At 37.5% G+C, this 20819-nt stretch carries 21 protein-coding genes and 1 rRNA gene; 14 read left to right on the top strand and 8 right to left on the bottom strand.

Annotation, left to right across the window (positions count from 1 at the left end):
• The first annotated feature begins 277 nt into the window (after positions 1 to 277).
• Complete coding sequence (locus LRP81_RS18905; RefSeq protein WP_230504042.1) at positions 278 to 1099, top strand: STAS domain-containing protein; 822 nt, start codon at positions 278 to 280, stop codon at positions 1097 to 1099.
• 72 nt (positions 1100 to 1171) lie between these two features.
• On the opposite strand, the gene LRP81_RS18910 is transcribed toward LRP81_RS18905, so the two are convergent.
• Entirely contained in the window at positions 1172 to 1342 is a 171-nt protein-coding gene (locus tag LRP81_RS18910) for a YpzG family protein (RefSeq protein WP_230504044.1), read from the bottom strand.
• Between the two features lie 31 nt (positions 1343 to 1373).
• Positions 1374 to 1538, bottom strand: a complete 165-nt coding sequence (locus tag LRP81_RS18915) for a small, acid-soluble spore protein K (protein WP_230504046.1) — start codon at positions 1536 to 1538, stop codon at positions 1374 to 1376.
• A gap of 141 nt (positions 1539 to 1679) precedes the next feature.
• Between LRP81_RS18915 and LRP81_RS18920 the strand changes: the two genes are divergently transcribed.
• Positions 1680 to 1949, top strand: a complete 270-nt coding sequence (locus LRP81_RS18920; RefSeq protein ID WP_230504048.1) for a YfhJ family protein — start codon at positions 1680 to 1682, stop codon at positions 1947 to 1949.
• Positions 1950 to 1968: 19 nt separating this feature from the next.
• Here the strand turns inward: LRP81_RS18920 and LRP81_RS18925 are convergent, their stop codons facing one another.
• Positions 1969 to 2949 carry a metal-dependent hydrolase gene (locus LRP81_RS18925; RefSeq protein WP_230504049.1) on the bottom strand — a complete coding sequence of 327 codons (981 nt, stop codon included), beginning with the start codon at positions 2947 to 2949 and terminating at the stop codon, positions 1969 to 1971.
• A gap of 222 nt (positions 2950 to 3171) precedes the next feature.
• Here LRP81_RS18925 and mutY point away from each other — a divergent pair, with 222 nt between their 5' ends.
• Entirely contained in the window at positions 3172 to 4272 is a 1101-nt protein-coding gene (mutY, locus tag LRP81_RS18930; protein WP_230504051.1) for an A/G-specific adenine glycosylase, read from the top strand.
• 57 nt (positions 4273 to 4329) lie between these two features.
• On the opposite strand, the gene LRP81_RS18935 is transcribed toward mutY, so the two are convergent.
• The gene (locus tag LRP81_RS18935) at positions 4330 to 4554 is read right to left on the bottom strand and encodes a hypothetical protein (protein ID WP_230504053.1); all 225 of its coding nucleotides are present in this window, start codon (positions 4552 to 4554) and stop codon (positions 4330 to 4332) included.
• A 105-nt stretch (positions 4555 to 4659) separates the two neighbouring features.
• Between LRP81_RS18935 and fabL the strand changes: the two genes are divergently transcribed.
• The 5 genes from fabL to LRP81_RS18960 all read left to right on the top strand — a co-directional run bounded on the left by fabL (position 4660) and on the right by LRP81_RS18960 (position 8870).
• Positions 4660 to 5409, top strand: a complete 750-nt coding sequence (fabL, locus tag LRP81_RS18940) for an enoyl-[acyl-carrier-protein] reductase FabL (protein WP_230504055.1) — start codon at positions 4660 to 4662, stop codon at positions 5407 to 5409.
• Positions 5410 to 5491: 82 nt separating this feature from the next.
• On the top strand, positions 5492 to 5692 hold the full coding sequence (locus LRP81_RS18945) for a gamma-type small acid-soluble spore protein (RefSeq protein WP_230504057.1): 201 nt from the start codon (positions 5492 to 5494) through the stop codon (positions 5690 to 5692).
• 335 nt (positions 5693 to 6027) lie between these two features.
• The gene (locus tag LRP81_RS18950) at positions 6028 to 6270 is read left to right on the top strand and encodes a YgaB family protein (RefSeq protein ID WP_230504059.1); all 243 of its coding nucleotides are present in this window, start codon (positions 6028 to 6030) and stop codon (positions 6268 to 6270) included.
• A gap of 204 nt (positions 6271 to 6474) precedes the next feature.
• A complete protein-coding gene (gene ntdP, locus LRP81_RS18955; protein ID WP_230504061.1) occupies positions 6475 to 7005 on the top strand; it encodes a nucleoside tri-diphosphate phosphatase in 531 nt (176 codons plus the stop codon).
• A 119-nt stretch (positions 7006 to 7124) separates the two neighbouring features.
• Entirely contained in the window at positions 7125 to 8870 is a 1746-nt protein-coding gene (locus LRP81_RS18960) for an ABC transporter ATP-binding protein (protein WP_317987099.1), read from the top strand.
• Positions 8871 to 8911: 41 nt separating this feature from the next.
• On the opposite strand, the gene LRP81_RS18965 is transcribed toward LRP81_RS18960, so the two are convergent.
• From LRP81_RS18965 to LRP81_RS18975, 3 genes are all read right to left on the bottom strand, one after another.
• Entirely contained in the window at positions 8912 to 10009 is a 1098-nt protein-coding gene (locus tag LRP81_RS18965; protein WP_230504063.1) for an FUSC family protein, read from the bottom strand.
• Between the two features lie 235 nt (positions 10010 to 10244).
• Positions 10245 to 14714 (bottom strand): glutamate synthase-related protein, encoded by a 4470-nt coding sequence (locus LRP81_RS18970; protein WP_230504065.1) that lies wholly within the window; start codon positions 14712 to 14714, stop codon positions 10245 to 10247.
• A 464-nt stretch (positions 14715 to 15178) separates the two neighbouring features.
• Positions 15179 to 16474 (bottom strand): glutamate-1-semialdehyde 2,1-aminomutase, encoded by a 1296-nt coding sequence (locus tag LRP81_RS18975; RefSeq protein WP_230504067.1) that lies wholly within the window; start codon positions 16472 to 16474, stop codon positions 15179 to 15181.
• Between the two features lie 175 nt (positions 16475 to 16649).
• Between LRP81_RS18975 and LRP81_RS18980 the strand changes: the two genes are divergently transcribed.
• The 4 genes from LRP81_RS18980 (at position 16650) to perR (ending at position 18976) form a co-directional block, all read left to right on the top strand.
• Entirely contained in the window at positions 16650 to 17063 is a 414-nt protein-coding gene (locus LRP81_RS18980; protein ID WP_230504069.1) for a potassium channel family protein, read from the top strand.
• A gap of 68 nt (positions 17064 to 17131) precedes the next feature.
• Positions 17132 to 17602, top strand: a complete 471-nt coding sequence (bcp, locus tag LRP81_RS18985; RefSeq protein ID WP_230504070.1) for a thioredoxin-dependent thiol peroxidase — start codon at positions 17132 to 17134, stop codon at positions 17600 to 17602.
• Between the two features lie 268 nt (positions 17603 to 17870).
• Entirely contained in the window at positions 17871 to 18425 is a 555-nt protein-coding gene (locus tag LRP81_RS18990; RefSeq protein WP_230504072.1) for a cob(I)yrinic acid a,c-diamide adenosyltransferase, read from the top strand.
• 116 nt (positions 18426 to 18541) lie between these two features.
• The gene (gene perR, locus LRP81_RS18995; protein WP_230504074.1) at positions 18542 to 18976 is read left to right on the top strand and encodes a peroxide-responsive transcriptional repressor PerR; all 435 of its coding nucleotides are present in this window, start codon (positions 18542 to 18544) and stop codon (positions 18974 to 18976) included.
• 31 nt (positions 18977 to 19007) lie between these two features.
• On the opposite strand, the gene LRP81_RS19000 is transcribed toward perR, so the two are convergent.
• Positions 19008 to 19361 (bottom strand): YgzB family protein, encoded by a 354-nt coding sequence (locus tag LRP81_RS19000; protein WP_230504076.1) that lies wholly within the window; start codon positions 19359 to 19361, stop codon positions 19008 to 19010.
• Positions 19362 to 19518: 157 nt separating this feature from the next.
• Between LRP81_RS19000 and LRP81_RS19005 the strand changes: the two genes are divergently transcribed.
• Both LRP81_RS19005 and LRP81_RS19010 read left to right on the top strand, forming a co-directional pair.
• On the top strand, positions 19519 to 20388 hold the full coding sequence (locus LRP81_RS19005; RefSeq protein ID WP_230504078.1) for a nucleotidyltransferase-like protein: 870 nt from the start codon (positions 19519 to 19521) through the stop codon (positions 20386 to 20388).
• A 371-nt stretch (positions 20389 to 20759) separates the two neighbouring features.
• A 16S ribosomal RNA gene (locus LRP81_RS19010) occupies positions 20760 to 20819 on the top strand; the annotation flags it as partial.

The following is a 20819-nucleotide window of genomic DNA, read 5'->3' on the forward strand; positions in this document are numbered from 1 at the left end:
TTCTTCCATAATTGGAGGGGTAAAGCAAGCTCGAATTTACTCTGAGCTTTTTTCGTACTATTAATATAGTTTAAAGATAAATGCACATGTTATTTAGTTTGTTATGTGTCGTTTTTTCTACGATAACGGAATTACTATTTACGGTAATAAGGTTTGTTTTTTAATGTTTTTTATAAAGAGTTGCATGATTTGTCGATTTATAGAAGGGTTTCTTTACGAATTATCGAATAGGTAAAGTATTAATCTTGAAATCCTTTTTATAGTTAGGAGAGTTATGATGAAAGAAAAATTTAATCGTAATGCAGAGTTGACTAATTACTTGAAGGAGAACCGGGTTGATTTTGAGGCAAAGCTTCTTTCAGAAGCTGTAAATGTTGCCGAGAAGATAAATGATATTCTAAACGAAGGAAATATCGATCTTTTACAAAATGCTCAGTCTTTAGTCATTTACGTAGTAGAAGGAAACAAAGAGAAATTGATAGAATTTGCAAAACAAGAAGGGGTTGCATGGGCGAAGCTTTCGTTAACACTTTCTTTTAAGCTCGAATGGATCCAAGCAATACGCAGAGCCCTATGGTATTTCCTCCAAAAAAATGAAAAGTGCGAAAAAGAATTTTCAAAAGAAGATTTTTTTGAATTAGAACGAAAAGTGAATGATAATATTGACTATTTCTTGAATAATTTTTTCTTAAGATACACGGAATTTAAAGAGGAAATACTTAACAACCAACGCAAGCTTGTAGAACATTTATCTGTCCCAATAATTCCTCTAAGTCCAACGGTCGCAGTTCTGCCATTAATAGGTGAAATAGATGAATATAGGATGAAAACGATTGAAGAGAAAATCTTGACAAATATTTCTAATCTTAAGCTTGAGACGATGATTCTAGATCTCTCAGGGCTGACCGACATGGATGAAAGTGTCATCGTTGATTTCGAAAATATCTTATGTGGAATTAATATGATGGGTTGTAAAGCAGTCATTACTGGACTTCGTGCTGAACTCGTTCGTAACATGATCCGAATTGGGGTTACCTTCGACCATCAGGCAGAAACACATGGTACTCTGCAGCAAACATTAAAGAAATATTTGGTTTAATATAGTTGAACTATTTTTCCATATATAGGATTTAATAATGAAGCAAAGAGGTATACACCTCTTTGCTGTTTTTTACGATCTTTTTCGAGTCATGACTTCGAGGATTTGAACATTTTGTGCTTGTTGTGTCTCTCCATTCACTTGTCTGAATGTGTGTTTAGCATGAGCATTTGGCTGAGGAAATGGATGGTTATTTAACGAAAAAGGGTTATTCTTAGATGGCTTATGATTTTGTTTGGCCATAGTAACAACCTCCTTAGTTATTAAGTCAGAATTAAAATGTACCGTCTTCTCGGGCACCAGATGCACGCATGCGCTCTTGCGGATGGGTATTAATGGTACCGTTAGCGCGTTTGGAAGCATATTCTGACTTTGCCCTTCCTTCTCCTTCAAACTTGTTATCATTTGGATTTGGAAAGTTTTTTACTTTATTCCTCATCTATATCGCCTCCTCGAAAGAGTAGTGCCCACCGACTCGTAATAAGGTGATGGAACACTTAACTATAATATTGGATTTAAGACATGATTCTATGTAATGATATGGAGTGTGAATTAAAACCAACCGAGAGAAGTGAAAATGATGGAACAATACTTTGAACGACTTACCGAAAGATTGCTGCTGAAAAATCCAGCATTACCTTATGAAAAGGCAAGAACATGGGTGGAGTTTTTATGGGAAGACTTTGAAAGCTCATACGCAAAAGCTGGATATCAATATAAAGGGAAAGAAATGACGGAAAAAATGGTAATGGGCATTATCGACAGACACGGAGAAAGACTACATGAATTTCTTTCAGAAAATCCAAAATACAAGCATTTACTAAACGCTGAGAATCCTATCCAGCATTGATTAAATGGGGCAGCCCCATTTAATCAATAATAATATCCAGCTTGGTCCGTAGCTTTTCTTCACTGAATATCCAACCAGTATAAGAACTAATAATATTTAAATTATGATCAAGCTGCACAATGGCAACAAATGGGTAGTAGTCTTTACTTCTATACCTTAAGTCAATAAAGCGAACCTCATAGTGGTCATCATATTCTTCCACTTCCCATCGATACACAGGTGAGAACGATAAAAACGCTGATACATTCTCATCAATTTTTGCTGCTTCAATAATAGCGTTTTCTGGAAGTGGCACTTTTTCAAACGTATCATGAATAAAAATTTGATACTTTATAGCTCTTGCTACATAAAAGTTATCATTAGTAGTGATAGCTAGATGCCATTGATTCCAATAAAGTGTTGGAGAAATTATGATTTGTTTAACATTTGGAATTATCTCTTTAACCTGCCTCAGCACTTTTTGCTGCATTTGGTATCGCAAAACGTAATAGGCAATTAAGATTCCATAAATGGATAAAAACGTATAACCTGGGTGAAAGCCTATTCCCCATAAGACCAATCCACCGATATGAAATCCGAATATAATTGGGTCGAATGTATTGATGATACCAAGTGCTACCCATCTTCTTGTAAATGGGCGAAGAGCTTGTGTCCCATACGCATTAAAAATGTCTACAAAAACATGAAGGATAACAGCAATAAACGTCCATAACCATAAATATAAAAGGTTTGCCTCAGGAATGAATAAGTAAATTGCTGGTGTTATAAGAAGTGGCCATAGACAAACTGCTGGGATTGAATGAGTTATTCCCCGATGGTTTCTAATATATGTTGCATTGCCTTTAAATTTTAATATAGTATCTAAATCTGGTGCTTGTGATCCAATTATTGTTCCAACCATAATGGCTGCTGCGGTTGCAGGGCTAGCTGCAACGTAGGGGTCAATCGTTGCAATTGATCCTAGAGCTACACCCATCACTATATGTGTTCCGGTATCCAATCAGAGCGGCCTCCTTTCGGGCGGCAGATACACTAATTCTTTTCATACTCCTCAGTTTTGCTTTAAAGGAGTGTTTTCAAACATGATAACAAAACAGTTGCATATTTTCATTCAATAACCTATAAAGGAATCAATGATAAACTGTTTGAAACAAAGATACTTGGTGTGTTTACCTACAGTCATGCCTGTGTCTAAAATAATGAATTTAGCTGGAGGTTTGTTTTGAAACAGCATGAACGACTAATGGAATTTAATATAACTGGTTTTCAACATGATCTAGTAACATGGTTCGAACGCGAACAAAGGGATCTCCCTTGGAGAAAAGACAAAGACCCTTATAAAGTATGGGTATCAGAAATAATGCTTCAGCAAACTAAGGTTGACACGGTAATACCTTATTTTAATTCCTTTATAGAAAAGTTCCCAAACATTCAAAGCTTGGCAGAGGCAAAAGAGGACAAAGTATTGAAGGCGTGGGAGGGGCTTGGTTATTATTCCCGTGCTAGAAACCTCCAAAGCGCAGTAAGAGAGGTCCACCAAGCCTATGACGGGGTTGTCCCTAACACACCAAAAGAAATATCATCGTTAAAAGGTGTGGGGCCATATACAACAGGGGCAATCTTAAGCATTGCTTATGGTGTACCAGAACCTGCAGTGGATGGGAATGTAATGAGGGTATTATCAAGAATACTTCTTATCGAAGAAGATATTGCAAAGCCTAAAACACGTAAAATATTTGAAGATGTTATTCGGGAATTAATTTCACAAGAGAATCCGTCCTACTTTAACCAAGGACTGATGGAGCTGGGTGCTCTCGTTTGTACACCAACTTCGCCATCTTGTTTATTATGTCCTGTAAGGGAGCATTGCAGGGCTTTTCATAAAGGAGTTCAAACAGATTTACCTGTAAAATCGAAAAAGAAATCCACTAAGCAGGTTGCTCTAGTCGCTGCGGTATTACAAAATGAGGATGGGAAGTTTCTTATTCACCGTAGGCCTAGTCAAGGTTTGCTTGCAAATTTATGGGAATTCCCTAATTTTGTGAAATTAGATGAGCTTGGGACATCTAAACAACAACTTCAATCATTAATAAAGTCGGAATATGAAATTAACGCAAATATTAACGAATACCTTTGTGATATTAAGCACATCTTTTCTCATCTTGTCTGGGATGTAAATGTATATGTGGGTGAATGGACAGGTGAGATACCAGAAGATGCAGACCTTGTCAGTGTATCTGAGGAAGAAATGTTACAATATGCTTTTCCTGTATCACATCAAAACATCTGGAAAGAATATAAGTCGAAAAATAAAGCTACTTGAAAGCCTGTACATTGACTTTCAAGCAGCCGTTTTTCTCAAGATAAAACTTGGTAATTTTCAATCATATCCTATACGAGTGCCATTCGTATAAGTTGCATCGTAATGGGTAAATCCACCACGAGCTTCTATCTCTTTAATGATTTCACGATGAATGCTATGTCCTTCTTCATTTAAATAAGGGACCATTTGTTGTAGAGAATGGTGAAAGAAAGCTAATTCTGAATCTGTCCATTCTTGTTTTGAAGTCATGGAAAGCTCTGTCATATCACGTCCAACATACATGCTATCGCCACCTTTTGATTTTTCTATTATTGTTCGGTTTTTAAAATAAGACTATACTAAAGGAAATAATATTTGGTTTCCATACATAAAGGAGTGCTAAGTTTCATGTCTAGTAAAGTTGCATTAGTTACAGGAAGCAGTAGGGGAATAGGAAAGAAGATTGCCCTAGAACTTGCTAAGGAAGGTTATAACATTGTAATCAATTATAATCGCAGTAAAACTGCAGCCCAAGAGACGGCAGCAGAAATCGAAAAACTAGGTGTTAAAGCATTAACAGTAAAAGCTAATGTTGGGCAACCTGAAAAAATAAAAGAGATGTTTGTTCAAATTGATGAAACGTTCGGACGCCTGGATATTTTGGTTAGCAATGCAGCATCAGGAGTTCTGCGCCATGTAATGGACCTAGAGGAATCACATTGGGATTGGACGATGAACATTAATTCTAAAGCTTTATTATTTTTAGCCCAAGAAGCTGCAAAAAGAATGGAAAAGGTTGGCGGCGGAAAAATTGTAAGCATCAGTTCTTTAGGATCTATCCGTTATTTAAAAAACTACACAACTGTTGGAGTATCTAAAGCAGCTATCGAAGCGCTGACAAGATATTTGGCGGTTGAGCTAGCAGATAGAAATATTATAGTGAACGCAGTTTCAGGTGGAGCTGTTGATACAGATGCACTAAAACATTTTCCAAATCGTGATGAATTGTTGGAAGATGCGAAGAAAAATACACCTGCTGGAAGAATGGTAGAACCTGAAGACCTAGTGAACTCAGTAATGTTCTTATTATCCGATCATGCAAGTATGATTCGAGGTCAGACCATTATTGTAGATGGTGGAAGGTCTCTTCTAGTTTAAAATTTGCAAAAAATAATTTTTGTCATTTTGTAATACTTTCACATGAACTTGGTTATCTTAAGTTTCGTGGAGGTGATAAACAATGGCAAACAACAAACAAAACCAACAACAACAATATGGCTCTGAGTTTGCGAGCGAAACAAATGCACAAGAAGTAAGAAAACAAAACGCTCAATCTCAAAAAGGTCAACAGCAATATGGTGCTGAGTTTGGAAGCGAAACAAATGCACAAGAAGTTAGACAACAAAACGCTCAATCTCAAGCTAAAAAGAACCAACAATAATATATAGAAAAAATGGAAGCACTTTTTATCAAATCGATAGAAAGTGCTTCTTTTTTATGTCTATCGCCTTCCCTCGATGTTGTTACTGAAAGCTGCGTATGTGTACTTCTATTACTCGACAAAACTTCTAAATGCTCTACATAAGTAGTCAAAGGGTTCGATTGTAAGATTAGAGAATGTAGATAAAGAAGATGTTTCCGCATATTTACAAATGGGAAGAATCTAAAAAGGAAGAATAGATGTCCTTTTTCATTTTTATAGAAGGGTTAATAAAGACCTTTTATGAAACGTAACTACTAAATGAAAAAGAAGGTAAGATAGAGGAGGATATGATTTTGAATAATTTTGATGTCGCAGTTGCCAAGCAGTTAGAGACTATGGATAAACTATTGGGGATACAAGTAGAAATTGAAAGGTGTCAGCAGTTGCAAACTCAATTAAAAGAAGAAATGGAACAAATCCAAACATTAAAAGAGCAAATTGAAAAAATGAAGAAAGAACTGAAGGAAGTACAAGACATTTTTGAAGCCCAAACGGAAGATGCTATTCGTTCCTATCAAAAAATGGAATCCAGGTAATCGTAATTTTTACTTTGAGATAGTGTTTTGAAGAAATAGGTAGCTAGCTAAACTAGTCTGCGCGGCTAACTAAATAGCTCATTAATAGAGTTATCTTTATTTAGATGGCTCTTTTGTTTTAAAATTTTCCTTTTACCGTTATAATATATAGAAACAGTTGCTTATAACCGTAAAGCGCGGCATGAAGAAAGAAGGGGAGAGAGGATGAGTGGTCCCAAAGAAGGTGAAACAATTCAAATACATAGCTATAAGCACAGTGGGAACATCCATAGAGTTTGGGAGGAAACAACTGTGCTTAAAGGGACGCAAAACCTTGTTATCGGTGGAAATGACAGAACTATTGTGACTGAATCGGACGGCCGAACATGGATTACAAGAGAACCCGCAATCTGCTATTTTCATGGAAAACATTGGTTTAATATAATTGGCATGATCCGGGAAGATGGAGTGTACTACTATTGTAATATTAGTTCTCCTTTTATTGCAGACAATGAAGCAATAAAATACATAGATTATGATTTGGATATTAAGGTTTTCCCAGATATGACTTTTATTTTGCTGGACGAGGATGAGTATGAAAAACACCGGAAAGAAATGAAATACCCAGAGGTTATAGATAAAATACTTTGGAGCAATGTAGAAACATTAATATCCTGGATAAGGCAACGAAAAGGACCTTTTGCGCCAGATTTTATCGATATTTGGTACGAGCGTTATTTGACATATCGCAGTTAAAGGTGGAAAGGCACCTGGTTATATGTAATACCGGGTCTTTTTTGTGATTAATAATATAATCAAAAAGCAAGACCATTGCAAATAACAAAGGGTTCAACCTACTACTGGGAGGAAGACAATTGGATAGTATAAAAAGGTACATGCAATTTGTGAAGCCATATAAGTGGCAAATTGTCGGTACTATCATCATTGGTTTACTAAAATTTGGGTTACCATTACTTATCCCGCTATTATTAAAATACGTAGTGGATGATATTTTACTTCAAGAGGGGCTTTCTTCTGCAGAAAAGTCGAGCGAACTCATCTTAATCATGGGAACCATCTTTTTGGCTTTTTTAATTTTGAGACCCCCAATTGAATATTATCGTCAATATTTGGCGCAATGGACTGGAAATAAAATTTTATACGATTTGCGTGATAGACTCTTTGATCACATTCAGCGTTTGAGCTTGCGTTTTTATGCGAATAATCGTGCAGGAGAAATCATATCAAGGGTCATTCATGATGTGGAACAAACAAAGAATTTCGTTATTACAGGTTTAATGAATTTGTGGTTGGACCTTGCCACAATTGTCATAGTTATTGTTATCATGATTACCGTTGATCTTCCATTGACTTTGGTATCCATTATGCTATTTCCGTTATATGGATTTTCTATCAAGTATTTCTACAGCAAATTACGCCATTTAACAAGAGTTCGTTCCCAGGCACTTGCAGAAGTGCAAGGGCATTTGCATGAAAGAGTACAAGGTATGCCCGTCATCCAAAGTATGGCTATAGAAGAAACTGAACAAGAACAGTTTAAGAAGCAAAACACAAATTTTCTAGAAAAAGCAATAGATCATACTAGTTGGAATGCCAAAACATTTGCCGTAGTTAATACCATTACGGACATTGCCCCATTACTTGTGATTGGTTTTGCTGGTTACCAAGTGATAAATGGTAACTTAACAGTAGGAGAAATGGTGATGTTTATCGCATATATTGATCGCCTGTATAACCCATTGCGCAGACTAATCAATTCATCTACCACCTTAACACAATCGATTGCTTCCATGGATCGGGTATTTGAATTTGCTGATGAAAAATATGATATTACAGACAAGAAAGACGCCATTACATTGGAGACTGCTCATGGAGAAGTTAATTTTGAGAATGTCTCTTTTAAATATGAAGAAGAGGAAGAAAGTGTTTTACGTAATGTTTCCTTACATATTCAGGCTGGGGAAACCATTGCGCTAGTGGGGATGAGTGGAGGTGGAAAATCCACGCTTGTTAGTCTTTTACCGAGGTTCTACGATGTCACAGAAGGTAGAATAACGCTAGATGGAGAGGATATCCGTAATGTGACTGTCCATTCATTACGAAAGCAAATAGGGATTGTCCTTCAAGATAGTATTTTATTTAGTAATACGGTAAGAGAAAATATTGCACTCGGAAAACCAGATGCGTCAATGGAGGAAATAATAGAAGCAGCCAAAGCTGCAAATGCCCATGATTTTATTTCAAGCCTTCCTAATGGATATGAAACAAAGGTAGGAGAGCGTGGAGTCAAGCTTTCTGGTGGACAAAAGCAAAGAGTAGCAATTGCTAGGGTATTTCTGAAAAACCCTCCCATCTTGGTAATGGATGAAGCTACCTCTGCACTTGATTTAGAAAGTGAGCACTTAATTCAGGAATCACTCGAAAAGCTTGCTGCTAATCGAACAACATTTGTAGTAGCACATCGTTTATCTACCATAACCCATGCAGACAGAATCGTATTGATGGAGCATGGAAAAATTATTGAAACAGGTACACATGAAGAATTAATGCAGGAGAAAGGCCATTATTATAATCTGTTTTCTATCCAAGAGATTGGATAAAGTAAAAATCACCTACTGAATTTCAGGTAGGTGATTTTTTATTATTCTTCTTCTCTAGTGCCAATTTCAAATTCATTGTCGTCCACATGGTATTTCTGAAAGCTGTCAATTAACTTATCCAAATGTTGGAGCTGATCGCTATAGTCCATTATTTGGGAAACAAGTGGAAATAGATGGTACCATACTTCAGCGTTGTCTTCGTTTTGATCCCAACTCTCTTTGTGCACCATGAATTCTTCGATAAATTTTTGCTTATTAAATAGCTCATCCACATACATTTCAGAAGTATTGTATTGCTTTATTTTACCGATGAATTTTAATAAAATTTGATCATGCAAGTTCACAAGATGGTCTAAGTCTGCTTTTAGGTAATGTTGATATTCGACAGGCATATGGTGAAGCTCATTTTCTAAACGATGAAGCGTTTTTAACGTATGCAAAGCACCGTTACTAGTTAAAATCAATTGCCGGAAAATAACAAGTTTTCGGGCTTTGGAACTGGATTTCTTTAGTGTTGGAAAATAAGTTCTTTCTTCTTTATAGAGTGAGAATAATTGCTCTAGTTTCAATACACGTTGATTAAGGGATTCGATATCCGTCTTTAACAAACTATGCTCTGTGCCATGACGTATGTTGATGCGGATCCACTTTAGTATATCTTCAGTTGTTAGTCGGACTTTATAGTAAAGTCTTGTTTCATATTTTGGCGGTAAAAAGATAAGATTGACCAAAAATGCACAAAGTATCCCAATCATTACGGTAGAAAAGCGGACTAGTGCAAACTCGAAAAAGTTCTCACTAGGACTTTCCATAATAGCTATAACGGTAACAAGTGCTAATGGGATGGTGTTTTCTATCTTAAGCTTTAAGTTTATTCCAATGACAAAAATAGCGGTTAAACCAATAATAAATGGGTCATGTCCAAACAATAATGAAAAAATAATTGCCAGAATAGCCCCGATTAAGTTGGCTTGTACATGCTCAATAATAGATTGAAACGATTTATAGATAGATGGTTGGATAGCAAAAATCGCGGCAATTCCCGCAAACAATGGAGAAGGTACATTAAACCATTGTGCTACAAATAATGCGAGAGTGATTGCAATCCCCGTTTTTACTATTCGGGCACCAAGTTTCATTATTCAGTAATTCCTTTCTTATTTTCCATTTATTTAACCTGTTGTTTAAAAAATGAAGCACTTCTTAGTATATGTACGAAAGATTCCTATTATGCTAATGTACTATACACCGTTTCAAAACGTTGTGCAACAGTAAAATGGAATCGAAAAGCTGTTGTAACCAAGAAAAAACCCGCAAATTACTCTTTTGCGGGTTTTTAATGTGGTCATCTTCAGTTGTCAAACACTTTTGAATTTATTCAGTAGAAACTGCTGGATCAGCTTGTTCTTTTACAGGGATAACCTGTAAGAAATGTTCTTCTGGATTATCAAGGAAACGTTTGATTTCTTCCGCTTCTTCGAATTGCTTTTGGTCTAGTAACGATTGATGATAGATGGTAAGTAACTCCACTACATCCTTTAATCCATTAGCATTTAAAGGTTCCATGCTTACTTTTGCCCCTTTCGCAATTCTGCGTTTTAAGGCATTTGTTGTTAGTCCCATTTCAGGTTGATGGCGAAGGTAAACAGCACCACCAGTCATTCCAGCACAAATCCATGGACCAGGATCGCCAAGAACAAGTCCGCGTCCGTTTGTCATGTATTCAAATGCAAATCCTTTAATATTGGCGTTAACTCCCAAGTTACCATGTTCGTTAGCTGGAAGAGGGGTAGTTACTTTTCCACCAATAATCATATCTGCACCAGAAAGTCGGATACCTGCACGGGCATCAGCATTTCCTTGAACAACAAGCGCTCCTTTTTGAGCACCATATCCGAACCCTTTTCCGACAGAGCCATTGTAGAACTTACCATTCTTACCTTTATATTTGAATACAAAGATGCTGCCTCCGAATGCAGTTTTTCCGATACCATCCTGTGCACCACCTTCAACTTTAATATTAATACCCGTTGAATTGTAGGCACCAAGCCCATTTCCAGGAATAGAGCCCTTGTTATAGCGAAGCTCTACTTCTGGAAGTGATAGATAGGAACCATCGAGTCTTCCTCGTACACGGTGGCAAGAAACTCTGCTGCCAAGCACACGCTGTTCCGCTGTAACGGCATCAAATTGACGCGATTCATGTAAATCGCCTTCTTGATAATCAAGATACTCCGCTCCTGCAGCAACGAGCAGCTTTTCTTTTTCCATACTTGCTGCTACTTCTTTATGAGCAAGCTGTGGAACATCCAATGTCTGAAGTAGATTAGAAAGATCAAGGGATTCCAAACCACGTGACTGTTCAAGAAGGTCAGATCGTCCGACAATCTCTTGCAAATTAGTAAAACCTAAAGATGCTGTTAGTTCTTTTAATTCATTCCCGAATGCTGTGAATAGGTTCATTAATCCTTGGACAGCAAGATCGGATTGTCTTGGTACGAAGCGGCGCAGACCGTGGTCTTTTGCTTGAGCTTCTGTCTCAATCTGTGTAGCAATACCTACGTGACATGTATCAAGATGGCAGCCTCGGCACGTAGTACAGCCAATTGCAATCATGGATAAGGTTCCAAACCCGATGCGGTTAGCACCAAGAAGCATTATCTTCATACAATCCAAAGCACTCTTAATTCCGCCATCTGCCCAAATCTCTACCTTGTTTCGTAAACCGGATTCAAGTAGGGCATTATGGGCTGCTTTAACACCTATTTCAACTGGCAATCCAACATATTGTAGAGCATGTATTCTTGCTGCACCTGTACCTCCATCGAAACCACTGATGGTAATAATATCTGCACCAGCCTTGGCAATTCCGACAGCAATTGTACCGATATTTGGAACTACCGGGACTTTTACAGCTACCTTAGCCTGATCATTGGCTGTTTTCAACTCTGCAATCATTTGAGCCAAGTCTTCAATGGAATAGATGTCATGATTGTTGGATGGAGAAATTAAATCCGATCCAATTGTTGCATTCCGCGCTTCTGCAATTTTTGCTGTTACCTTAGAGCCTGGTAAATGCCCACCTTCTCCAGGCTTGGCACCTTGCCCTATCTTAATCTCTAATAGATTGGAAGAGTTCAGTAACTCTGCATTTACTCCAAAACGTCCGGATGCAACTTGTTGTCCGCGCGTATTTGGGTACTTCCCAAGCATATCTTTAATTTCTCCACCTTCACCATTCAGGCTCACCATATTCAGTTTTTCAGCAGCTTCTGCATAGGCTCTAAAGGCAATTTCGTTTTGAGATCCAAATGACATGGATGCAATAACAAATGGTAGACTATGTGTTCCTACACCGACATTCACTTTTTCTTTTGCAGCTTTTTTCGAAGCTACTTTTAAATCTGTTAAATGGCGGATGGTAATAGGATTCTTCGTTTCTTGTTCATCCAATTTTTCACGATAATCATTATAGATTCCATTCTTTGCAACGTCGCCAATGGCTTTCCATATACGAGGGAAGAGATGGAACGATTTCCCTGGACGTGCTTTTTCGTCTTCAAAATCTGTAGCTCGCTCAACTGCATCTTCTTTTAGCTTTACAAAATTAAATCCAAGTGTGTCTGACCCAAGGAAGTTCACAATTCCTAAAGCTTTTTCCACTTCTATATGGAGACCAATTGCGGAGAAAAGACGGCCATATCCACGCAGTTCATGTATACCAATCGTAGAAATAACCTTTTCCATTCCCTTTGTTAGCGCACTAAACAAATTAACAACAGGTTTGGTCGTTTCATCACTTACTGTTCCAAATAGTAAATATGGACTTATAGCGTTTGCACCTAGCCCTAATGCAACCATCACATCATGAAGCGAACGAATCGCTCCTGAACGAAGGAGTATGGAGCATTGTCTACGCAATTGTTGTTGCACCAATTCTTCATTAATGACTGCTGTGATGAGATGTGGATCCAACCACAGTTTTCCATCTTTATGAGCTAGTGCATCATCAATAATTAATAAAGTCTTTCCTTGCTTTACAGCTTCAACAGCATCTTGTTTCAGTCGGTCTAAGGCTTGCAGTACATCTTCTTCCGAGCTAAATGTAGTATGGATATAATATGTCAGCCCTTTATTGTGGAACTGGTTAACAACTTGATCAAATGATGGCTGAGTCAATGCATTTGTGCTATCAAGACCAATTTGCCCTTCTATTAAGAGAGGAGATAATAACTCCAGTGTATATTCATTTGATACAAAATCCGTTTCCCTTAAGGCTGGACGAGCACCGAGTACGGTTCTTGTAGAAAAGTGCTCTGTTTCACGGTCTCGGTCAATCGCGGGGTTCGTTACAACAGCTACACTTTCTTTAATAAAGTCCGCAATGTTGTTACGCCCTGGATTCATTGCAGCAAGTGGTACGTCATGTCCGAGGGATCGTATTGGTTCCGCACCTTTTTCCGCCATCTGTTCAATTAGTTGAATGTGCTCTCGATCCCACCCAAAAGCAGCATAAAGCCCATTGTGAACTTTTACGAGCGGTGTAGACGAAACAAATGGTTCAAGCTGTGGTGGCGTTAAGCGCTTCTTGAAGCCATCGAGAGTAAATTTCTTGCTCATACGTTGGAAGACTTCTTCTTGATAGGCATGGTAGTCATACACTTTAATGGCATCCCCATCCCACTTCAAGCCAACCTTTTCACCAGGTGAGAACGGTTTTGGTTCCGCCATATACTCAGTTGTTGGAATAATTCCTGGTTCTGATGAAAAGTAATAGGAAGATTCTGTTTCAAGCATCCAAAGTGGACGTAGACCGAGTGCATCCAAACTGAAAACAGCTTCATCCTTGTTCCGAGAGATGATACCAGCGGGACCTTGGGAAAAATGTCCCCATGTTTCACGAATATACGCATATAAATCTTGCAAATGTGCTGGATAGCTCTTAATTTCATTAATGATTGGAGGAAATACGATATCCAATGCCTCAAATAGTGAAAAACCGTCTCGTGAAATCAACGTATCTATCGTTCTATTAAGGTCTTGTGAATCGCTGCCACCGTTTGTTAACGGAACATCAATCATCTTGGCTTCGTCCCGCAGCTTTGCAATCGTGTTAATTTCTCCATTATGTCCTAGGACACTAAATGGTTGCACACGAAAAAAGTTTGAAAGTGTATTAGTAGAGTAGCGGTTATGTCCAAGAGTCATAGTTGATGCCACTAAAGGGTTTGCCAGGTCATGATAATACTTTGGAAGAATATCACCAGCACCCATTACTTTATACACTGCATGGTAGTTTGATAGAGAAGCAACATGAACATCGTCGTTTTTCTCAATTTCAATAATCGCTTCAAACAGTTGAGTTTGTGTACAGTCCTTATTTTTAGAAACTAGGGCAATTTGCCAGAATACAGGATCTTGAATGACAGCAATTGGCCCAAGTGCTTCTGAAGAAATTACCGTATCAGAAGAGAAGACTATTTGAAGGGATTTTTTTTCAAGAATGGCAGTAATCTCACTTTTTACCAGATCTACATCGATATGATGGTTGATAAAAAAATGACCAACTACAAAATCATCACGATCTGTTAATGTTGGCTCTGCTCCAGCTTTATTAAGTTTTTCTTTCCATAAAGCACGTGGAATGTCTATATGAATCCCTACACCGTCTCCTTCGCCGTTAATAAAGCCAGCACGGTGATTCATTTTAACTAGGGCATCAATGCAGTCATCGATATTTTTCTTTGATGGGATTTTTTTCTTCTCAATAGCGGATACAATACCACATGCATCATGTTCTGCGTTGTGAAAATCTTTAAATGTACTTGGACTCCATTTTGTCATATGGACTGGCGTAAACTAGGGATTAGAGGATGTTCAACATATATTGAACTCACACTATAAGAGGGGCCCCTAACTAGCCATTCACCTCCTGTAGTTTGATTGTTTATAAGAAAAGCGCATGCACGTTGTTTAGCTCCGATAAGGATGTCTGAGAGACTTGATTCCCTAACTTAATGTGCATGAAGTGGAGCTGGATAAGATTACCTTCCCGTCTTTTTCGTTGGCACTAATTATAGGGTGCCTTGTCTTTTCTTATAAATAGGTAGTAATGAGGAAAAAATAAAAATAGGGAATTTTCAGACTTTAAACTATATACTAACATCTACTATTACAAAAATCAATTTTTTATACAAAATGCTGATTGGTTTGTTAGGTAAGGGGAGAGAGAATAACGTTTATTTGTAAGCGTTTTCAATATAGTGTATAGAAAACACAGCGCAAATGATACACGCTGTGTTGTATAATTATGCATTAGACATTTCTTTAAATGCGTGCTCTACAGCATCTAGAGTAATTGTTACATCATCTTCATTATGCTCGGTTGTTACAAACCAAGCTTCATATTTGGAAGGAGCAAGATTGATGCCTTGATTAAGCATCAGATTAAAGAATGTTGCAAACTGTTCGCCATTTGTATTTTCTGCTTGTTCATAATTCACTACTTTTTCGTCTGTGAAATAAATGGTAAGGGCACCTTTTAAGCGATTAATGGTAATGGTGATACCATATTTTTCAGCTCTTGATAAAATACCTTCTTCTAATAGTTGGCCTAGATGATCAAGGTGTTCGTACACACCCTCTTGTTGTAATACTTCTAAACATGCAATCCCCGAAAGCATGGACGCTGGATTACCAGCCATTGTTCCGGCTTGGTACGTTGGTCCCAGTGGAGCGACTTTTTCCATGATTTCTGTTTTACCACCGTAAGCACCTATTGGAAGACCTCCGCCAATTATCTTTCCAAGGGCAGTCAAATCTGGTTTTACGCCAAGCATATCCTGGGCACCACCGTACATAAAACGGAATGCGGTGATGACCTCATCATAAATGACAAGCGCACCTGCATCATGAGTAAGAGCGTTTACTTCCTCTAAAAATCCTTTTTTTGGCTCCACAATCCCAAAGTTTCCTACGATGGGTTCTACCAATACAGCTGCTATTTGGTCTCCCCATCTATGAAGTGCTTCCCGGAATGGTTCAATGTCGTTAAATGGTACGGTAATGACTTCATTGGCGATACTTTTAGGTACTCCCGCGGAATCTGGTGTTCCCAGTGTAGACGGTCCAGAACCTGCTGCAACAAGTACTAGATCTGAGTGACCGTGATAGCAACCTGCAAATTTTATAATTTTATCACGTCCAGTATATGCGCGTGCCACCCGAATTGTAGTCATCACTGCCTCTGTACCTGAGTTGACAAAACGTACCTTGTCCATAGCAGGCATTGCTTCTTTTAACATTTTGGCAAATTTAACTTCGTGTGGGGTTGGCGTTCCGTATAACAACCCAGTTTCTGCAGCATGGGTAATAGCCTTTGTGATATGTGGGTGGGCGTGTCCAGTGATGATTGGACCATATGCAGCTAAGTAATCAATATATTTATTTCCATCCACATCCCAAAAATAGGCTCCAGATGCTTTTTCCATGGCTACTGGCGAGCCGCCACCAACAGCCTTATATGAACGCGAAGGACTATTAACTCCACCAACAATGTGCTGAAGTGCTTCTCCATGTAACTGTTCAGATTTTGTGAAATTCATGATTTGAATCCTCCTCAATAGGTAAATCAATAGATATGTCATTTTAACATGAATAGGAGGAGGTTGCTATGTTGATAAAATGGAGGAAAATGAACATGGCTAATGAAAAAAAGCATACCTGTTCTACCTTTGCGTATATTGTATTAATAGCATGTCCGCGTACTGGAGGAATAGGATGCTTTATTTCTTTATTGTCATCTTCATTTTTATTGCCATTGTTGTTAGCTTTTCTCATGTTTTTAAATCAGAAACAAGAAGCCTCCCCTATGTATCAAAAGAGACCTTGATCCTTTTACTTCTTATTTATTTAACCTTATTAATATCGTTTGGACTTTTATATACTGTTTTACATGTCGAAGGGCACCCTGTTTTACTAGAAAGGGGCGAGAAGATAAGCGGGAGTTTTTTTGAGGTTTTTTTTCGTTCCATTTATTTTAGTGCCATTACTATTTTGACGGTTGGGTATGGAGATATAACCCCGATAGGCATTGGAAGATCGATAGCTATGATAGAAGCATTAATTGGTTTTGTCCTGCCTGCTGCTTTCGTAGTAAGGGTCGTTCTTCATATGGATAGTAAAGAAAGGTAGCAAAGTTGAAAAAGACTTCGGGTTTCGTTACGCTTACAATAGTAATGTATCCGAAGGAGGAACAGATAATGGCAATTGAAGTTGGAAAAAAAGCACCTAATTTTACTTTACAATCCAATACAGGGGAAGAATTAACGCTTTCGAGCTTTAAAGGCAAGAATGTGGTTCTATATTTCTATCCGAAAGATATGACACCAGGCTGTACAACACAGGCGTGTGACTTCAGGGATATGCACGAAGACTTTTCAGAGTTGGATACAGTTATCCTTGGTGTTAGTCCGGACCCCCAGTCTAGGCATGAAAAATTTGTGGAGAAGTATGGCCTCCCATTTTTATTATTAGTAGATGAAAATCATGAAGTGGCTGAACTTTATGACGTATGGAAATTAAAAAAGAACTTCGGAAAAGAATACATGGGAATTGAACGTTCCACTTTTATAGTTGATAAGGAAGGCGAGATTGTAAAAGAGTGGAGAAAAGTTAAAGTAAAAGGACATGTAGAAGAGGCATTATCCTTTATAAAAAAAAACCTTCCATAACGCCTATTTTTCATGGAATGAGTCAAATGCCTTAAAACCAAAATGTACCCAAGGGAGTATTCTGTAGTGTAGGGCATACCTCCTCAAAAGTTGACGTGATTTGAGTGCAAAGCTTAGGCTTGCACTCCTTTTTTTTGTAAAAGCAGCTCGGATATTCTATTTACGAATACATAAATCTTGTTAATGTACAAGCTCTGTTTGGACAAGCTAGTGTTTCTTTTTATAAAATAACAATAGAAAGCATTCACGATTGAAGGGGTTGGAGTCTATGAAGATTTATACAAAAACAGGGGATAAGGGAAAAACATCATTAGTATATGGACAACGTGTAGAGAAAAATCACGTCCGAGTTGAGGCATACGGAACATGTGATGAAGCGAATTCCATGATCGGACTTGCGATTTCGTTTCTATTAAAAGAAGAATTCCCCAAAAAAGAAGTGCTATTAAATTCTTTCAACAATATCCAGACAATTTTGTTTCATGTTGGCGCTGAACTCGCAACACCTACAGGAAAAGAAGTGAAATGGAAATTGACAGAAGAACACATTAAAAGCCTGGAAGATGAAATGGATGAACTTGATGCTACGTTACCACCTTTAAAGACCTTTATTTTACCTGGTGGTTCTAGTGCAGGTGCGGCACTTCATAGTGCAAGAACAATTGTAAGAAGAGCAGAACGTTCGACTGTTAGCCTTTCGGAAGAAGTTTCACCTAACGTACTCTCATACTTAAATCGACTTTCTGATTATTTATTTATTACCGCCCGCTATGTAAATCATCAATTAAAGAAAGAAGAGCCTGTTTTAAAGCCAGAGGTTTAAAAGTCACAAAACAACATATATATAAGGAATAAGATTGACAAAAATAACATTTACACGGTACACTATTTATAAATATTATAAAGTAATAATCTTTATGAAAAGTGAGGTGCATGACTGTGGCAACCGAACAATTAAAAGAAGCGCTTGAAACACTTAAGCAAACTGGAGTTCGTATCACTCCACAGCGTCATGCGATTTTGGAGTATCTTATTCAATCCATGTCTCACCCGACAGCTGACGATATATACAAAGCACTTGAAGGTAAGTTCCCAAATATGAGTGTAGCAACAGTATACAATAACTTACGAGTATTCCGTGGAGTCGGACTTGTAAAAGAATTAACCTACGGGGACAACTCAAGTCGATTTGATTACGTAACAACCGATCACTACCATGTAATCTGTGATGAATGCGGTAAAATTGTCGACTTCCATTACCCTGGTCTAGATGAAGTGGAAGCGTTGGCTGCACATGTAACAGGATTCAGAATTTCTCGTCATCGCATGGAAATTTACGGTGTGTGTCCAGAATGCAATAAAGGAGCACATTAATAAATACAAAAGCTGATAGGAGCGACTCCTATCAGCTTTCTTTTTTTCGATTATACTCTTCGTTAAACTCTTTTCCTTCTAATGTAGGGTCCAACGTAAGAGGTTCATTACAATACATACACATATCTACACGCCCTAGTACCTTTGTATGCTTACCGCAAGAAGGGCAAACTACTTGAACAGCTTTAGTTGAAAGCATTCCAATCCAAAAGTAAACAACTGTAGATCCAACAATACATAATAGACCTAATAGCATGAAGATAGTCATCACAATCATGCTCTCTCGAAAGAAAATACCTAAGTACATTACAAAAAAGCCGACAAAGACAAGGCTGAGGGCAAACGTTCTAATTTTATTTATTTTACTTGAATATTTACGAGCCATCGACACAACCTCCTGAAAACATAATAGCACAAAACGACAAAAAATAAATGGAGGAAAGAAGTTAACGGAATGTTCTGGATTAAAAATGAGAAAAAGGTTTTTTGAAGAAAGTGTCGAATACTAGCAATAAAACCCTTTATATTTGGAGGTCAATAAGATGGAAGATTTACTTCGTCCTATCTACCAAGAGCGTGCAAGTCAATCAAACACGCAAGGAATATTAATGATAGAAAAGAAAAACCCAATAAGCCCTAATACCGATAAATTTGATGTCATCCTATTTATGGTTGTAAAAGAACATGAAGAATCCCTTTATATAAAACACTATGAGCTTCTACAAAAAAAAGCGGCTCTCTACATTGCGAATGAAAAACAATTAGAAGAGTGGATTACCCTAGGAACAAATCGCAGAGTAATTGATTGGATCATAAACGGTAAAGTATTATTCGATCGTAACGAATATATTTATTCACTTAGGTCCAAGCTGCTTGATTTTCCATTAGAGGATAGGAAGCTTAAAATAGGACTTGAATTTGCCAAACTAATTAGAAGGTATTTAGAAGGAAAGGATTTTTTTGACTCAAAACATTATATCGACGCCTACAACCATATTGTTCATTCTCTTCACCACCTTGCTAGATTAGCGGTAATCGATCGTGGATTCCACCCCGAGATAACAGTTTGGAATCAAGTGAAAAAAATTGAACCTGAAATATACAAATTGTATGAAGAATTAATTCAAGGCGATGAACCAATTGACAAACGTTTAGAACTTCTATTTTTGGCAAACGAATTTATGATATATTCAAGAACTCGAACTGGAGCAAAACATCTTTTAGAAGTTTTAGAGGAAAAGGAAGATGCATGGTCCTATAATGAAATGCTTCATCATCCTAAACTCACTAAATATTCAGTAGACCTCAGTGTATTAGTAGAGTATTTAGTAGAAAAAGGCTTCTTACAGGTTGAGAAAAAAGAGACAAAGGGCAATGGAGTTTTTCACCGATTGTATAAGGTATTATCATAAAAAAGGGAAATAGCTCCTTTAACATTCAAGTGATCTAAAGGAGCTAGTCTCATTAAATATTAGTGAGTGAATTATTTTTTTAAAAAAGTAAAATAAGTTGTTGACGTATCTAAAAGAAGCATGATATATTATTATTCGTCGCTGCAACAACAACGCATTAAGCGAAAGCGACAAAAAAGAAATTTTTAAAAAACATGTTGACTTGAAATGAGAAAATATGTTATATTAAAAAAGTCGCTTCGGAGCGATGGAAACAAAAATGCTCTTTGAAAACTAAACAAAACAACAGCGTCCACGTTAACTTTTAATGGTTAACATGAACGAAATTAAGTAACAAGCTAGCAAGATTTTTGAGCAACAGCTCAAACTCTTTATTGGAGAGTTTGATCCTGGCTCAGGACGAACGCTGGCGGCGTGCCTAATACATGCAA

Origin of the sequence: Sutcliffiella rhizosphaerae, assembly GCF_917563925.1 — a bacterium.
Taxonomy (GTDB): domain Bacteria; phylum Bacillota; class Bacilli; order Bacillales; family Bacillaceae_I; genus Sutcliffiella_A; species Sutcliffiella_A rhizosphaerae.

Excerpts from the sequence above, each read along its gene's own strand:
- LRP81_RS18975 (WP_230504067.1), bottom strand. The coding sequence starts at position 16,474 with ATGAATTTCACAAAATCTGAACAGTTACATGGAGAAGCACTTCAGCAC.
- LRP81_RS18965 (WP_230504063.1), bottom strand. The coding sequence starts at position 10,009 with ATGAAACTTGGTGCCCGAATAGTAAAAACGGGGATTGCAATCACTCTC.
- LRP81_RS18910 (WP_230504044.1), bottom strand. The coding sequence starts at position 1,342 with ATGGCCAAACAAAATCATAAGCCATCTAAGAATAACCCTTTTTCGTTA.
- LRP81_RS19000 (WP_230504076.1), bottom strand. The coding sequence starts at position 19,361 with ATGGCTCGTAAATATTCAAGTAAAATAAATAAAATTAGAACGTTTGCC.
- LRP81_RS18990 (WP_230504072.1), top strand. The coding sequence starts at position 17,871 with ATGAAGATTTATACAAAAACAGGGGATAAGGGAAAAACATCATTAGTA.
- LRP81_RS18905 (WP_230504042.1), top strand. The coding sequence starts at position 278 with ATGAAAGAAAAATTTAATCGTAATGCAGAGTTGACTAATTACTTGAAG.
- fabL (WP_230504055.1), top strand. The coding sequence starts at position 4,660 with ATGTCTAGTAAAGTTGCATTAGTTACAGGAAGCAGTAGGGGAATAGGA.
- LRP81_RS18920 (WP_230504048.1), top strand. The coding sequence starts at position 1,680 with ATGGAACAATACTTTGAACGACTTACCGAAAGATTGCTGCTGAAAAAT.
- LRP81_RS18970 (WP_230504065.1), bottom strand. The coding sequence starts at position 14,714 with ATGACAAAATGGAGTCCAAGTACATTTAAAGATTTTCACAACGCAGAA.
- LRP81_RS18915 (WP_230504046.1), bottom strand. The coding sequence starts at position 1,538 with ATGAGGAATAAAGTAAAAAACTTTCCAAATCCAAATGATAACAAGTTT.
- LRP81_RS18945 (WP_230504057.1), top strand. The coding sequence starts at position 5,492 with ATGGCAAACAACAAACAAAACCAACAACAACAATATGGCTCTGAGTTT.
- LRP81_RS18935 (WP_230504053.1), bottom strand. The coding sequence starts at position 4,554 with ATGTATGTTGGACGTGATATGACAGAGCTTTCCATGACTTCAAAACAA.
- bcp (WP_230504070.1), top strand. The coding sequence starts at position 17,132 with ATGGCAATTGAAGTTGGAAAAAAAGCACCTAATTTTACTTTACAATCC.
- LRP81_RS18980 (WP_230504069.1), top strand. The coding sequence starts at position 16,650 with ATGCTTTATTTCTTTATTGTCATCTTCATTTTTATTGCCATTGTTGTT.
- ntdP (WP_230504061.1), top strand. The coding sequence starts at position 6,475 with ATGAGTGGTCCCAAAGAAGGTGAAACAATTCAAATACATAGCTATAAG.
- LRP81_RS19005 (WP_230504078.1), top strand. The coding sequence starts at position 19,519 with ATGGAAGATTTACTTCGTCCTATCTACCAAGAGCGTGCAAGTCAATCA.